General features: G+C 48.0%; 13 protein-coding genes. 6 read left to right on the top strand and 7 right to left on the bottom strand.

The features are described 5' to 3' along the window. Positions 1–69 precede the first annotated feature (69 nt). The gene (locus tag ABJO30_12875) at positions 70–1,770 is read right to left on the bottom strand and encodes an AMP-binding protein (GenBank protein MEP3233712.1); all 1,701 of its coding nucleotides are present in this window, start codon (positions 1,768–1,770) and stop codon (positions 70–72) included. Then, positions 1,767–3,599 carry an extracellular solute-binding protein gene (locus ABJO30_12870; GenBank protein MEP3233711.1) on the bottom strand — a complete coding sequence of 611 codons (1,833 nt, stop codon included), beginning with the start codon at positions 3,597–3,599 and terminating at the stop codon, positions 1,767–1,769. Before ABJO30_12870 ends, ABJO30_12875 begins: the two co-directional genes overlap by 4 nt. A 281-nt stretch (positions 3,600–3,880) precedes the next feature. On the opposite strand from ABJO30_12870, the gene ABJO30_12865 reads away from it, so the two are divergent. Beyond that, the gene (locus ABJO30_12865; GenBank protein MEP3233710.1) at positions 3,881–4,525 is read left to right on the top strand and encodes an invasion associated locus B family protein; all 645 of its coding nucleotides are present in this window, start codon (positions 3,881–3,883) and stop codon (positions 4,523–4,525) included. Between the two features lie 88 nt (positions 4,526–4,613). Here the strand turns inward: ABJO30_12865 and hspQ are convergent, their stop codons facing one another. The 3 genes from hspQ to ABJO30_12850 form a co-directional block, all read right to left on the bottom strand. After that, the gene (gene hspQ, locus ABJO30_12860; GenBank protein ID MEP3233709.1) at positions 4,614–4,946 is read right to left on the bottom strand and encodes a heat shock protein HspQ; all 333 of its coding nucleotides are present in this window, start codon (positions 4,944–4,946) and stop codon (positions 4,614–4,616) included. 67 nt (positions 4,947–5,013) lie between these two features. Then, positions 5,014–5,985 (bottom strand): hypothetical protein, encoded by a 972-nt coding sequence (locus ABJO30_12855; GenBank protein MEP3233708.1) that lies wholly within the window; start codon positions 5,983–5,985, stop codon positions 5,014–5,016. Between the two features lie 14 nt (positions 5,986–5,999). Then, positions 6,000–7,166 carry a UbiH/UbiF family hydroxylase gene (locus ABJO30_12850; GenBank protein ID MEP3233707.1) on the bottom strand — a complete coding sequence of 389 codons (1,167 nt, stop codon included), beginning with the start codon at positions 7,164–7,166 and terminating at the stop codon, positions 6,000–6,002. Positions 7,167–7,283: 117 nt separating this feature from the next. Between ABJO30_12850 and ABJO30_12845 the strand changes: the two genes are divergently transcribed. From ABJO30_12845 to ABJO30_12825, 5 genes are all read left to right on the top strand, one after another. Beyond that, positions 7,284–8,261: a quinone oxidoreductase gene (locus ABJO30_12845; GenBank protein MEP3233706.1), complete on the top strand. Its 978-nt coding sequence runs from the start codon at positions 7,284–7,286 to the stop codon at positions 8,259–8,261. Positions 8,262–8,275: 14 nt separating this feature from the next. After that, positions 8,276–8,611: an ArsC/Spx/MgsR family protein gene (locus ABJO30_12840; GenBank protein ID MEP3233705.1), complete on the top strand. Its 336-nt coding sequence runs from the start codon at positions 8,276–8,278 to the stop codon at positions 8,609–8,611. A 214-nt stretch (positions 8,612–8,825) separates the two neighbouring features. Then, positions 8,826–10,397, top strand: a complete 1,572-nt coding sequence (locus tag ABJO30_12835) for a Re/Si-specific NAD(P)(+) transhydrogenase subunit alpha (protein MEP3233704.1) — start codon at positions 8,826–8,828, stop codon at positions 10,395–10,397. 13 nt (positions 10,398–10,410) lie between these two features. After that, entirely contained in the window at positions 10,411–11,844 is a 1,434-nt protein-coding gene (locus ABJO30_12830; protein MEP3233703.1) for an NAD(P)(+) transhydrogenase (Re/Si-specific) subunit beta, read from the top strand. 169 nt (positions 11,845–12,013) lie between these two features. Then, the gene (locus ABJO30_12825) at positions 12,014–12,694 is read left to right on the top strand and encodes an outer membrane protein (GenBank protein ID MEP3233702.1); all 681 of its coding nucleotides are present in this window, start codon (positions 12,014–12,016) and stop codon (positions 12,692–12,694) included. An 83-nt stretch (positions 12,695–12,777) separates the two neighbouring features. Here the strand turns inward: ABJO30_12825 and fdhF are convergent, their stop codons facing one another. Next, complete coding sequence (gene fdhF, locus ABJO30_12820) at positions 12,778–15,579, bottom strand: formate dehydrogenase subunit alpha (protein ID MEP3233701.1); 2,802 nt, start codon at positions 15,577–15,579, stop codon at positions 12,778–12,780. Positions 15,580–15,592: 13 nt separating this feature from the next. Then, positions 15,593–15,814: hypothetical protein (locus ABJO30_12815; GenBank protein MEP3233700.1), on the bottom strand; the 222-nt coding region annotated here is incomplete at its 5' end.

Raw genomic sequence — 15,814 nt, 5'->3', positions numbered from 1 at the left:
ACTAAGTAGCGAAACTATACCGACGAACTTTAAAAGTTCAGTGAAAACAATCGAGACAAATTGAATGAGTTAGGCAGATTTCAGTAAATTGATTTTTTTCTCAAGCTCATAGATGTGTACGGCATCTTCCTCGAAAATCCCCTGTAACGCCTTTGTATCAGCCATGCCCGTGGGGCCGGTTTCAATCTTGTCGACTTCAATAATTATGTCAGGATACTTGGTGAGGGACAGGTTTTTCTGTTTCAAGTGATGTTCAAACGTTGCCACTGTCATCGCTCTTCCACGTTCAAGAACAATAGCAAGGTTAAGCGTGTCGTTCATTGTGTCATGGTATAAAGCGAGGTCTTCAATACCTTCGATCGAGCGAAATGTTTTTTCCAAATCTTCACGCAAGACACATTGGCCCGAATGGAAAATGCAGTCTGGTAAGAAACCGATTGGTTCTACCGTTTCTTTGTTTTCATCGGCAAACCGACAGGCAAGGTGGGTGCTGGCAAAGTTATCTTTATTCTTGTTGCGTAGCCGCCTTAATGCGCGGTGTTCGTTGTTTGTAGGATAAAGGTCAGTCGGGATAGCAGCACCTGTCATTACAAGTTCGCCGCCCGTTTTAACCGCTTGCACTTTGCCCGTGGCGCCTTTGATGCTCAAACTCACCGCGTTATTATCAGCATCGAGAGGAAGAGGAGCGCAGCTTAAGTCGCCTGCGTTTCGTGTTTGCGTGATTGCCCCAACATTATTCAAAACTGTAAGATCAAAAATGGAACGGCAATTTGGTAGAGATGACGCTTGTTTCGTTGCCGCTTCATGGTTCTTCCAAACGAGGCACACCTGCTTTTCATCCGTTGAATCAAGAGCGGCCATTGCGTCAGTCAGAGCACCCGGCACGACAATTCGTGTCGCGTCACATTGGTTGAGCGCATATTTGAGGCTGTGCTCGTTGTGGTAGTGGTGTAATTGCGTTTTGTTTCCAGATTTCAGCCCTTGAACGATACTGATTAAAAAGCCGGTTAGACCCGATAATGCGTATGGATTAAGGGTTGTGATTGGCTTTGTATCTTGATCGGCGAAACAAGCTTGTTCAAGTGCAAGCCATTGATTGGAAGAGCGGGGCAGAACAGTTTCAGTCTTGTTCCAATCAAGATCTGCAGGGTGAATACTAACCACCGCATTAGGATCTGGCAGGGGTAGGGGATCGGCAGCTTCAACCATTCCTCCGATTGATTTTAAAATCTCGCCAACATTCAAAACACCATCTGGCAAATTACTCCCAAAACCAAATACGTATTTGACATCAAGCAGGTCTTGAGACAAATCGCGAATGCGCAGAGCTGGCTCATCGTCTTCCACGCGGTCAGCCGCTATGAGCATACTGATTTCTGTTTCGCGACAATAAGCGCTTAATTCATGTTCACGCCAATACAGTGGTAGAGGTGCGGCAACGAAACCAGCGCGATGTATCGCAAGAATTGTTGCATAAAAATCGACAGTGTTTGCACCGTAAGTGGCGATAACGGCGTCTTCTGGTAATCCAAGTCCGCGGAAGAATAGAGCGAGTGTTTCTACCTCTTGATTAAGCGCGCGCCACGTAAGTTGTCTTGGTTGGTGTTGAGACCATTTTTCTGAACGAAAATCATCACATACAGCCACGTGGTCAGGACGTTCGTTCGCACATTTGGCCAACAATCCAGCCAAACTAAAGTCTTGGCTCTCAGAGCCCCATAACCCTTTGGAAACATGATCTTTTATTGTGTTGTCATCTGCGAGGATCATTTGTTTTTCTCCGCCCACCATGTTGTAGGCTGTGTGCCGTATAGTGATGAATAATCGGGCATGTGAATATGGCTGCTCAGCGCAATCAACTGGTTGCCAAGGTGATAATGAGGAAGCACGTAAAAGCCGGAAACTAAGAGGCGGTCCAATGCGCGTACTGCATCCACGAAATCTTCGCGCTTGCGAGCTTTCAAAAGCTCATCAATCATCGCATCGACACCTGGGTTTTTAACGCCGGAAAAATTGTATGATCCCTTGCGATCGGCGAAGGGACTGCTCCAGCGAAAATACTGTTCATTGCCAGGCGATAAGGAACCGTTCCAACGCCACGAAATCATATCAAAATCAAAATTCTTGCGGCGTTCTTCAAATTGCGCCGCATCAACATTTCTGATGTTTAAATCGATCCCTAAGTTACGCAGATTAGCGGCGTAAGAAAGAGCAATTCGCTCCGACGATGAGCCGCCGGGCAGTAGCAGTTCAATTTCAAATGGTTTGCCTTGGGCATCGACCATAATCCGATTTTTGAGAGAGTAACCAGCTTCACGAAATAGGCCGAGCGCTTTGCGTAAGATTGTGCGATCTCGTCCAGAACCATCGCTCTTTGTTTGCAGGAACGTTCCATCCAAAATATCGGGTCTTATTAGGTCGATATGATCTTTTAATAGCTCTCTCTCGTGAGCAGAGGCCGCAACGCCGATACTAGAAAGATTGGAGCCGTGGAAAAAGCTTTCAGTGCGTTGGAAGCCTTTGTTGAACAAATTTGAATTCATCCATTCAAAATCAAAAAGCATCGTTAGCGCTTCGCGTATTTTGATGTTCATAAAATTAGGTCTTCGTGTGTTGAACGCATAACCACGCAAACCAGTTGAACTGCGCGGTGTTACTTCCGATTGAGTAATTCGGCCCTCTGCGAGTGCGCCTCCACCATAGGCAGTTTTCCAATTGTCTGGGTTGGATTCAAAATAGACATCAACAATGCCTTTCTTAAACGCTTCAAACAATGCGTTCTTGTCACGATAATACGTAAATTCAATCGTATCAAAATTATGGAGCCCCTGTTTGATCGGCAGGTCTTTGGCCCAATAATCTGGATTGCGAGTGAGCGTTACGCTGGTTCCTTGTTCAACTTTGGATAAAACATAAGGTCCGCTGCCAAGTATGGGCGTAAGTGTCGTTTTATCGAAGGTTTCTTTGTCGATTGCGTGTTCTGGCAAAATAGGGAGGAGCCCAAGCAACAAAGGAATTTCTCGATCAGCTTCGTCGTTGAATACAATGCGGACGGTGCGCTCATCAATTTTATCGATTGAGGCAATTTTTGAATAATATTTTTGATAGTTAGGACGACCTTTTTCGGCTAACAGCTCGGCTGAAAAAATGACATCATCCGCCGTTACTGGGTGTCCATCTGAGAACGCTGCTTTTGGATTAATCTTGAACTCAATGTAAGACCGATCATCCGGTGTCACGACACTCTCAGCAAGCAAGCCGTACATGGTGAAGGGTTCATCGCGGTTCCGCATCAAGAGGCTCTCATAGACATTGTTGCCATAAAAACCATCTCGCAATCCGCCGACTTTTTGGCCGCGCAGGATGAATGGATTTACGCTGTCAAACGATCCTCTAACCCCATAGGTGATTTTGCCGCCCTTAGGTGCGTCAACGTTTGCATAGGGAAGATGAGTGAAATCAACGGCAAGCGTCGGCGTTCCGTGCATTGAAATGCCATGTACAGGTCCGTTGTCGTTCGCCAAACCAAATTGCGGCCAAACGAGCACTGCCATCATCAAGACATAGAATGTCGCCATATTTATCGAACGGTTGGTCAATATCACCTCAAATAATTGGTTATTGCAGTCAATCAGGGACGCCACGTTTTCCGAATCGCTGTCTAATGATGAACCAGTTTTTCGATTGAAACAAAGGTGATAATCAACATTAATTGCTTTCACCGATAAATTGGCGCCCAACACACGGTCCTGCGATCACACCGTTTTGGGTGGTTTAAGCAAAAGAATTGTGGTAGCGAAGTTTAAAGCTGCCTTATTTTAGGCTACGTCAATCTCTAGATAAGCAACAAGCTTGGTAGGATCCAATACAAGAGGTTTATATGACTGTAATGTCGTGGACATTAAAATCGGTAATGAGCATCGCGCTCGGTGCAACCATCGCAATTGGCGGTGCAAGTGCTCAAGAAAAAACAGAAGAAGCGGCTGCTAAAAAGCCAGCCAACAATCCTTGGCTCAAAATTTGTGAAGTTAACAAAGACACGAAAAAAGAAATTTGTGTCATGAACATTCAAGTTCTCAGCCCAGAACAAAAACCGATTGCGCAGGTTCGGATTGTTGAACAAAAGGGTGCCGCCAAAAAACTGTTATCAATTATTATGCCTCCTGGATTATTGATTCAGCCTGGTATGCGTATTCAAGTTGATAAAACAAATATTGGCACTGCCAAATTTCAAGTTTGCACACCGCAAGCATGTATTGCAGAAACAACCTTAGGCAGTAAATTTATTGGTAGTTTGAAGCGCGGCAACGAGATGAATATCGTTGGAATTGATCAAGCCCGTAAACAGGCTGGATTCAAGGTGACATTATCAGGCTTTACCGCTGCCTATGATGGCGACCCAATCGATCCGAAAGAACTGCAGGAAAAAACAGAAACGCTTCAACAAAAACTTCAACGTAAGGCCGATGAAGCGCGTCAACGTTTGCTTGAAGAAAAGAAAAAAGAAGAAGCCGCTTCTGAGTAAGACGTGATCTTCAAATTACGTTTGAACAAAAACAAAAACCGGCATCAATTGCCGGTTTTTTTATGGGTAGAAACTGAAATCTAAGCGCTTAATGCAAGATCTGGTTATTGTTTTCATAAACACCATCGCGCAATTCGCCAAAGACCTCTGGAATTTGTGGATGCCGAACAGGTAGGCCTGTTCCATCAATGAGCAAATTTTGCTCAGACACATAGGCAATATACTCAGTTTCCTCATTTTCAGCGAGGAGGTGGTAAAACGGTTGGTCTTTACGAGGGCGAACATCTTCTGGAATGGACAACCACCATTCCTCTGTATTGCCGAATTCAGGATCAATATCAAAAATAACACCCCGAAAATCGAAGATACGGTGTTTAACGACCTGACCAATCTGAAAACGGGCAGTTTTTGGGGCACTCAAATTCATTTTCTAAATGAGCCTTCTTACGGGAGATTACTGTTTAAACTTGGGCTTTGAAGCCGAAATGTCAAGACGAACTGGATCCTGCGGTTTCATTTTTTGCATTAAATTTTGTCCATGACATTGGTTTTTCGTCGCCTTCATAACGACCCTTCCAACGGTAAGGCGCCCACATCCACTGTTCTGGTTGATCTTTTATCCATTCTTCAAACTGGCTGTGGCAGGCTTGTGTTAGTGTTTCAATATCATGTTGTTGATCGCCTGATTTCTCAATGTCGATTTTGACCATATCCAACGTGAAATTAGCACCATTAGTTCGCCGAATTTGAGTTAAGAATACAGGCAAGCCAACCTTCACCGCTAAGCTAGTGGGAAATATGGATACTTTTGTGGGCATACCAAACAAGTCGACATCAACGCCTTTACCATCGCGCAAATCAGAGATCATTGCGAAGCTCACCCCTTTGCGAAGCTTCTGTAATATGGTGCGGGCAGGCTTGTCGCTTTCAGTATAAAGGCCACCTTTATAAAGTTCATCACGGATTGATTTGAACCAATCTTCGACCAATCGATTTTTAACCCGCTTATAAACGCCCAAAACATCGTGATCTGTGTGCCATAAAGCAGGGACCGCATTAAGTTCCCAATTGCCGAAGTGATGGCTCATGAATACAGCAGCTTTGTCGCCGCTATCTGTCCATTGAGAAAGTACAGCTTGGTCAACTTGGATGCGGCTTCGGTCTTGAACGATTTTGTCGACAATAAGCGCTTCAGCAAATGTGCGTCCCAAATTCTCCCACATGTCACGCGCAATTTTATCGCGCTGCGAGGGCGTGGTTTCATCCCCAAGCGCCCATTCCATATGCCGTAATACTCTTTTATGGCGAACATTGAGGGGGCCAATTAATCGCCACACTTTCCCCATCACCCAAGAAGCCGCATCTATTCGTAAGGCGAGCAAAATGGCGCGTAGAAATTTCAGCCCATATAATTCAAATCGATGCGAAATTGGCGGCTGAGGTTCTTGTGCTTTTGTCAATTGATCAGCCAACTTCAACGAGCACCAAGGCCCTGACGCATAACGAACTTGCGCGCAGACGGGATTTTATTAAGAGCATAAAGACCAAGACCACGCCCAAGATGCACGGGCAATAAGTCGGTTAGCAAAGATCGGTTCAATGCATCTACCGCGCGGGTTCGAACAGAAATATCAATTTTACGCTTCGCAGAATACTGATCGACAAGGGCGTCAACTTCACCTGCGTTATTGATTGTTTGTCCTTCCAACAATTCACTCACAACTTTGATGTCACGAATACCAAGGTTCATGCCCTGTGCCCCAATGGGCGGGAAGACATGCGCGCTTTCTCCAATTAAGACGACTTTGTTTCGTCCGTATTCTAATGCCGTTAGGCCAGATAAGGGATAGGCCATCGGTTTGTTTTGAACGGTCACGTCCCCAAGTAGGTGATGGGATTTTTCGGATACAAGCGCGCTCAATTCTTCGAGGGGCAAGGTTTTAAGCTCAGCCGCTTTTTCTGGTGTTTCAACCCAAACAAGACTTGATTGCTTGCCTGGCAATGGCACCAGCGTAAAAGGGCCAGTTTCTGTGTGGAACTCAGTCGAAGCGTTTTGATGGTCGCGGGTGTGCCTCAGGTTCATTACCAAGGCTGTTTGTGGATATTGCCATGTCTTGGTTTCGATACCTGCCGCATCGCGAAGTCTGGAGCCTCGACCGTCAGCTGCGACAATGAGCGAGCCTTCGACACGCGTGCCATTGTCTAAAGTTAGGTGAGGGGCCTCATCTAATGTGCACTCTTCAACTAGGTTTTCGTACCATTTGATATTGGCGTTTTCGTTGATCGCATTTTGGAGGACGGTAAGCAGGTCGTTGTTTTTGACGTTATAGCCAAAAGCTGGCAGGTCTAATTCATTGGCATCAAAGCTTGCTTCAGGTGCGCGGATGAGGCGGTTTGTTCCATCAACCAACCGCATAATACGCAAGGGCGCCGTTTGAGTTTGGAGGGCGTCCCATACGCCGATTTGCTCCAAAAAAGAGACACCTTCATTCAAGATCGCCGTTGTGCGGCCATCTACGGGTGCTTTGGGGCCGATGAGGACAATGCTGTTTGATGATTTCGCAAGCGCAAGAGCCGCCATTAAACCAAGCGGACCAGCGCCAACCACGACTACATTTGCTTTTATAACGGCGTCTGCCAAGATTGGTCCTCTTTATCGGGTGTAGTGGGTTATTTTAATTGCGGAACAGGCTCTAACATATTACCACAAAACCAAATAGAGTATTTAGATAAGTTCTCATTACGGAAGGCATAATTGATGACAAATTCGATGATCGTTCGCGAAACAGGCGGGCCAGATGTGATGAAATTTGAAACGACAGACACGCAAACACCTGGCTCCGGTGAAGTTTTGGTGCGTCACACGGCCATTGGTGTGAATTTCATCGACACTTATTTCCGTTCAGGGCTTTATCCAGCGGCTGGTGGATTGCCGTTCACGCCAGGCGCTGAGGCTGCGGGTGTCGTTGAGATGATCGGTGCAGGCGTTACCAATTTGGAAATAGGCGACCGTGTTGCTTACGTTTTGCCACTTGGTGCCTACACCACCGACCGTGTGGTGCCTGTCGATAAGCTTGTTAGTATTCCAGATTCTGTAGACGACAAAACAGCCGCTGCCATGATGCTTAAGGGCTTAACGGCTCAATATTTGTTGCGCCGTACTTATGATGTCAAAGCAGGCGACACCATTCTTATTCATGCCGCCGCTGGTGGTGTCGGGCTTATCGTTTGCCAATGGGCTCAGCATTTGGGTGCCAAGGTTATTGGCACCGTCGGCTCTGAAGAAAAAGCAGCTCTTGCAAAAGCCAATGGGTGCGACCACACAATTTTGTACCGTGATGAGGATTTTGTCGCCAAGGTTGCTGAAATTACTGATGGCAATGGCGCAGATGTTGTCTACGATTCCGTTGGTAAGGATACGCATCCGGGATCACTCGATTGTTTGAAGCCCTTGGGTACGTGGGTATCATTCGGCCAATCGTCCGGACCGATCACCGATTTCAACCTCGCATCGCTTGCGCAAAAAGGCTCGTTGTTTGCAACGCGTCCAACATTATTCAACTACACCGCCAAGCGCGAAGATTTGGAAGCAATGGCGAAAGATTTGTTTGATGTTGTCGGTCAAGGGCATGTCGATATATCGATCAATCAGCAATTTGATTTGCGGGATGCGGTCGCGGCCCATGAAGCACTTGAAGGTCGCCAAACAACAGGCACAACAGTTCTTATTCCATAAAGGTAATACCGAAGATGACGATCGAACTTTATGGTTTGAAAAACTGCGACAAATGCCGTGCTGCTTTAAAAGAACTAAAGGCGCAGGGCAAAGACGTGTCATTTATTGATATTCGAGAAGACACGCCTTCATCAGCCGTTTTAAGCGAATGGGTTGCTTCAACCACGCCTGACAAAATTCTAAACACGCGTTCTACAACGTGGCGTGGCCTGTCAGAAGGTGACCGCAGTTATGAGGGCGAAGCGGGTTTAGTTAAATTGCTTTCAGACCATCCAACGCTTATTAAGCGACCTGTCGTCAAAACGCCCAATGCAATCCATATTGGTTGGTCGAGCAAAACGCCTATTTAGTTTGGCAGTAAAAAAAATACCATAAAAACGTCATTTTTCAGTTAGCTGCGGCTGGACTTTCGTCTTTTGCTTGCCTAAACAGAGAACCTGCCAGATTTAAGTTAGACGAAAGTTGAATTTTTGATTCAATGATGGTGTAACTGTTACTGGCTGTTATTTGCGGCGCATTTTGTTGAGATGCCGCGTTAAGAATAATTTTGAATGGAAACACTTAATGAAAATTGGTTGTCCCAAAGAAATATTTGAGGGTGAGGCGCGGGTCGCTTTAAGTCCTCAAAGCGCTTTGCAATTGCAAAAGCTTGGCTATGAAGTTGCCGTTGAAAGTGGTGCTGGAGCAGGCGCACGTTTCTCAGACGCAGATTACAAAGAGGCCGGCGTTGAGGTTATCAAAACCGCTGCAGCCCTTTGGAAAGCTTGCGAAATTATTGTGAAAGTTCGCGCGCCTGAAGGGGCAACTGAGCTCAAGCGCGTGCAAGAGGGGCAAACGCTCATCTCGTTCATTTGGCCTGCCCAAAACGAGAAGCTTCTTAAAGCGCTCAAGAAGAAAAACGTGACTTGTCTTGCAATGGACATGGTGCCGCGTATTTCTCGGGCCCAAAAAATGGATGCGTTGTCTTCGATGGCAAACATCGCAGGTTACCGCTCAGTTATTGAAGCTGGTAACAACTTCGGTCGTTTCTTCACGGGTCAAATTACAGCCGCTGGTAAAGTACCACCCGCTAAAATCTTGGTCGTGGGTGCTGGTGTTGCTGGTCTTGCAGCGATTGGTGCAGCACAAAGCATGGGCGCAATCGTTCGCGCCTTTGATGTGCGCCCTGAAGTGGCCGAACAAATTGAATCAATGGGCGCAGAATTTCTGTTCCTCGATTTCACTGATACACAGGTAGATGGCGCTGCAACGGGTGGTTATGCCCCGCCGTCGTCACCAGAGTTCCGCGAGAAGCAGCTAGAACTCTTCCGCGAGCAAGCGCCTGACGTTGATATCGTCATAACAACAGCGCTGATACCAGGACGCGATGCGCCGAAATTGTGGCTTGCAGACATGGTTGATGCCATGAAGCCGGGTTCAGTTGTGGTCGACCTTGCAGCCGAACGTGGCGGCAACTGTGATTACACTGTCATGGATGAGAAAATCGAAACTAAAGGCGGCGTTACCGTTATTGGTTACACAGATTTCCCAAGCCAAATGTCCGCGCAGTCATCAATGCTTTATTCCACCAACATTCGCCATATGATGGATGATTTAACGCCAGAAAAAGACGGCGTTCCAAACATCAACATGGAAGATGATGTGATCCGTGGTGCAACAGTAACGCACGCTGGTGAGATTACCTTCCCACCGCCGCCGCCAAAAGTTCAGGCGATTGCAGCGCAAAAGCCTAAGGCACCGGAAAAGACAGCTGAAGAAATTAAAGCTGAAGAAGAGGCAGCCTTTAAAAAGCAGACCAGAAACCAAGTTACACTGATTGGTGTTTCTGCAGCGGCCCTTTTGCTGATGGGCCTCGTGGCTCCTGCAAGCTTTATGCAGCACTTCATCGTATTCGTATTGTCAGTCTTTATCGGCTTCCAAGTTATTTGGAATGTCGCGCACAGCCTGCACACCCCCCTTATGGCGGTGACGAACGCGATTTCATCCATCATCATCCTTGGTGCGCTGATCCAGCTTGGGTCGAGTTCTTGGCTGATTACTATTTTGTCCGCAGCAGGGATATTCATGGCTTCCGTGAATATCTTCGGCGGTTTCCTCGTAACACGGCGCATGCTCGCCATGTTCCAAAAGTCATAAGGAGCATAGCGTCATGGATTTCGGATTTACAATTGCAGCATATGTTGTTGCGGCCGTTCTCTTCATCCTCTCATTGGGTGGGTTGAGCGATCAAGAAAGCGCAAAACGTGCGGTATGGTACGGTATTGCGGGTATGACAATTGCCGTGCTTGCAACTCTTATGGGGCCGGGTAGTGGCCTTTGGGGTGCGTCGCTGGTGCTTATAGCGCTTGGTGCAGCCGTTGGTTATCAACTGGCGACCAAAGTGCAAATGACACAAATGCCAGAGCTGGTGGCTATCATGCACTCGCTCGTTGGTTTAGCTGCTGTCATTGTTGGCTTTAATGCTGATCTTACCATTCTTGGTGTGCAAGCAGCACAACAAGGCGGGGATGCGATAACAGGTACTTTTGCAGAACTTGTCTCAAAGAAGTCAGCCGTTGAAATTGGTATTCTACGTATCGAGCTTGTTCTCGGTGTGTGGATTGGTGCGGTAACCTTCACAGGCTCGCTGATTGCTTATGGCAAGTTGGCTGGTCGGGTTGATTCTGGCGCGAACCAATTGCCGGGTGGTCACATGCTCAATGCGGGTGCTGCGGCACTGTCGGTCATCATGATGCTAATGTACCTTAATGGCTCAGGCAGCTGGACATTGATCCTGCTCACCATCTTCGCGCTCTTCATTGGTTATCACCTCATCATGGGTATTGGTGGCGCTGATATGCCTGTTGTTGTGTCTATGCTGAATTCCTATTCAGGTTGGGCCGCTGCCGCGATTGGTTTCTCACTTGGCAACGATCTCTTGATCGTGGTTGGTGCGCTGGTCGGTTCTTCTGGCGCGATCCTTTCATACATCATGTGTAAGGCGATGAACCGATCCTTCGTCTCCGTTATATTGGGCGGCTTTGGTGGTTCATCAGGCCCAGCCATGGAGATTGAGGGCGAACAGGTTGCAATCGATGCCGACGGCGTTGCAACGGCTTTGGAAGAAGCTGATAGCGTTGTGATCGTGCCCGGCTACGGCATGGCCGTTGCTCAGGCGCAGCAATCTGTCTCTGAGTTGACGAAGCGCCTTCGCGCTGCGGGTAAAAATGTACGCTTTGCAATTCATCCCGTTGCTGGTCGTTTGCCAGGCCACATGAATGTTCTGCTTGCAGAAGCAAAAGTGCCATACGACATCGTATTGGAGATGGATGAGATCAATGATGATCTACCGGACACAGACGTGGTGATCGTTGTTGGTTCAAATGACATCGTAAACCCAGCAGCTCAAGATGATCCAAACTCCCCAATTGCTGGCATGCCAGTATTAGAAGTTTGGAAAGCTAAGCAAGTGTTTGTCTCAAAACGCGGGCAGGGTGCTGGTTATTCTGGCATCGAAAACCCACTATTCTTCAAAGAAAACACACGTATGTTCTACGGTGATGCAAAAGCATCCGTTGATGCATTGCTTCAAAAAATTAGCTGATTAATCGCAGTTTCAACAAACAAAAGCCCGATCTTGTCGGGCTTTTGTGCTGTTTGGGTCACAAAATTTCTTGAACTCCACGCACCTGTGGGAATTGAGTTGTATTTTGATATGAATAGGCGTCTGTTCCGCAATCACTGAGATTCGATTTGGAAAACAGGACTAATCCATGAAATATATCATTTCACTAGCCCTCGCAGCAACCATGCTGGCAGGTGTAGGCGTGCAAGCAGCTGACATCGAACCAACTCCAGTTGCAGAGCCAACGCACGACTGGCGTGGTTCTTATTTTGGTATCCAAGGTGGTGGAGTTTTCGGTTCTAATGTAACAGGATCTACGCCAGCCGCCGCCCCATTTTTGTTCCTTGATGGTTCTGATTTAGACGGCGTTCATGGCGGCATATTTGGTGGTTATAACTTCCAAAGCGGTAATATTGTTTTTGGTATTGATAATGATTTTTCTTTCACCAGCGGCGATAGCTCTATTGGCATAGCAACGACTGATTTGAGAACCTTGTCATCTGTTCGTGGTCGTGTTGGTTATGCTTTCGACGGTGTTTTACCTTATGTCACGGGCGGGTTAGCGTACGGGAATGTTCGATTTAGTACAGCCAACCTCGGTTCGGATAGTCAATTTCAATTTGGTTGGACAGCGGGTGCAGGTGTTGAAGCCGCGCTAACTGACTACGTTTCAGCGCGTGTGCAATACACTTATTCGGATTTGGGCAGTGATGACTTCCTACCCAATGGATTGGGCGGTGTGACCATTGACCTTGGTGGCATCCACACAATCCGTGCTGGCGTTTCCATCAAAACGGCACCGCTTTGGAATAAGATTTTAGGTCGGTAGTTGACGACATAGTTTGAATTAAAAAGCCCCGCACATGTTGCGGGGCTTTTTTATTTCTAGCATCGAGAAGGGCTGAAGCGTTATTACTCAGCGGCTTCTAAATCGCCACTATTGGTTGCCGCAACACGGCAGGCGGAGAATTTGAATTCTGGAATTTTGCCAAAGGGATCAAGCTGCGGATTGGTCAGTGTGTTGGCTGCAGCCTCCACGAAGGCAAACGGCATAAACACCATGTCTTCTGCAACGGCCCGATCAGCCCGCGCCATAACAGACACAGCACCACGACGGGTTTCAATGTCGATCATTTCACCCGGTTGAACACCCATCTTACGCAAGGTGCGCGGATGCAGTGAGGCGTTGGCTTGTGGTTCCACAGCATCAAGCACCATTGTGCGGCGTGTCATTGAGCCAGTATGCCAATGTTCCAACTGGCGACCCGTGGTTAAGATCATCGGGAACTCATCATCTGGCACTTCCGCCGGAGATGTAACCTGCGCTGGCGTAAACCGTGCACGGCCTTCAGGGCGCGGGAAGCCATCACCAAACACAATCGGTTGACCCGGATCTTCTGGCGAAAGCGACGGGTAAGTCACCACGTCTTGGCTCTCCAACCGATCCCAAGTGATATTGTCGAGTGACTTCATGCTGCGTTTCATCTCAGCAAAGATTTCGCTTGGGTGCTTATAATCCCAGTTGAGGCCGAGGCGGTTTGCTAGATCAACAGTGATCGACCAATCTTCCCGCGCTTCTCCCGGAGGGGCAATTGCAGGACGGCCCATTTGAACCTGACGATTGGTGTTTGTCACCGTACCCGTTTTCTCAGCCCATGCAGAGGCAGGCAAGATAACGTCAGCATAGTTTGCCGTTTCCGTTAGGAAGATGTCTTGAACAACCAAATGATCAAGGGCTGCCAATGCATCACGCGCGTGTTCAACATCTGGATCAGACATGGCAGGGTTTTCGCCCAGCACATACATGCCTTTGATATGACCCTCATGCACTGCGTCCATAATCTCGACAACGGTCAGACCGCGTTCGCTTGACCAATCTTCTGACTGCCAAATATCGTTGAACGCAGCACGCACGCCATCATCCGAGACAGGCTGGTAATCAGGCAAGAACATTGGGATCAATCCAGCATCCGATGCGCCTTGCACGTTGTTTTGCCCGCGCAATGGGTGCAAACCAGCGCCAGAGCGACCAACATGACCACACATCAGCGCAAGAGAGATTAAGCAACGAGAATTGTCCGTGCCGTGAATGTGCTGGCTAATGCCCATGCCCCAGAAGATCATGCCTGCTTTGGCGTTCGCAAAGGTGCGAGCCACATCGCGCAACACATCCGCTTCAACGCCGCATAGATCAGCCATACGCTCAGGCGGGAAGCCTTTGAGGTGCTCTTTCATTGCGTCCCAGTTTTCGGTGAACGCTTGAATATATTGTTCGTCGTAGAGCTTTTCTTCCACGATCACATGCATGATCGCGTTGAGCATTGCCACATCCGCACCGGGGCGGAATTGTAGCATGTGAGAGGCATGACGCTTCAAGCCTTGGCCGCGAGGGTCCATAACAATCAGCTTGCCGCCACGTTTTGAGAACTGCTTGAAATAGGTCGCCGCAACTGGATGGTTCTCGGTCGGGTTCGCACCAATTACGATGGCAACGTCTGCATTTTCAATCTCGTTGAAAGTAGCCGTTACCGCACCAGAACCGACGTTCTCCATCAAAGCGGCCACAGAAGAGGCGTGGCAAAGACGGGTGCAGTGGTCAACGTTGTTATGCTTGAAGGCCTGACGGATAAGCTTTTGGAAAAGATAAGCTTCCTCATTCGAACATTTCGCAGAACCAAAGCCCGCGATAGAGGCGCCGCCATGTGTTTCTTTAAGCTTGTTCCAACCGCCTGCTGCAACATCCAAGGCTTCTTCCCATGAGGCTTCACGGAAATGAGTCCACGGATTGTTCGGATCAACGTTGAGGCCTTTTTCTGGCGCATCATCACGGCGGATCATTGGCTTGGTTAGTCGGTGAGGGTGGTCAACATAATCGAACCCAAAACGGCCTTTTACGCAGAGACGGTTCTCGTTTGATGGTCCTTCGACACCTTCAACGCGAACAATTTTCTCGTCTTTGATTTTGAAAGAAAGCTGGCAACCAACACCGCAATAAGGGCAAACAGATTGCACCTCGCGGTCAAAGTCAGCGCTGTCACCTACTTGACTGTCATCAAGCACATTGGCTTCCATCAGTGCACCTGTTGGGCAGGCCTGAACACATTCGCCACAGGCAACACAGGTAGATGAGCCCATCGGGTCGTGAATATCGAAGGTGATCTCAGACGTCTTGCCTCGGCCGGACATGCCAATCACATCATTCACCTGCACTTCACGGCAAGCGCGGGTGCAAAGGTTACATTGGATGCAAGCATCAAGATTGACGCGCATGGCGACATGGCTTGAATCAAGCAGCGGTACGAATTCTTTTTCAATCGCTGGAAAGCGGCTTTCAGATATGTCTTGGACGTCAGCCATGTCCCAAAAATGAGATGACTTATCATGCGCCACATCGCGATCTGGTTGGTCCGCGAGCAATAGCTCCATCACCATCTTGCGCGATTTCTCAGCCCGCTCGCTGTCAGTCGTCACAACCATGCCGTCGGCTACAGGGCGAATACAGGACGCCACAAGCGTGCGCTCACCTTCCACTTCCACCATACAAGCACGGCAATTGCCGTCTGGGCGGTAGCCGCTGGCATCTTTATGGCAAAGGTGTGGGATGGTGTTGCCATCTGCTTTCGCAACTTCCCAAATGGTTTTGCCTTTGGTGGCTTTAATCTCTTTACCATTCAGCGTGAAGGTAACGCGGTTATCTTGGTTTGTATCCAACATGATTAGCGTCCAATTATTCGAGCGAAAATTCGCGTTTGAGCAAGTTAAACAGCTGCTTAGCAGCAAGTTCATCAAATTGTAGGGTCTGACTTAGTTTGTTAGGAACTTCACGTTGCTCAGAACCGTAAGTATTCAGTTGTAGTAGTTTTCTTCCATCTATTTCGTCGATGAGATAACGACACGTAACCACGGTGGGATGACGGCCCTTTAATTGTCTATCGTCTAGTTCCAAATT

It is taken from the genome of Hyphomicrobiales bacterium (assembly GCA_039973685.1).
Lineage (GTDB): Bacteria > Pseudomonadota > Alphaproteobacteria > Rhizobiales > JACESI01 > JACESI01.
The sequence above is the reverse complement of the archived record's forward strand: the minus strand, read 5'-3'. Positions and strand labels throughout refer to the sequence as shown.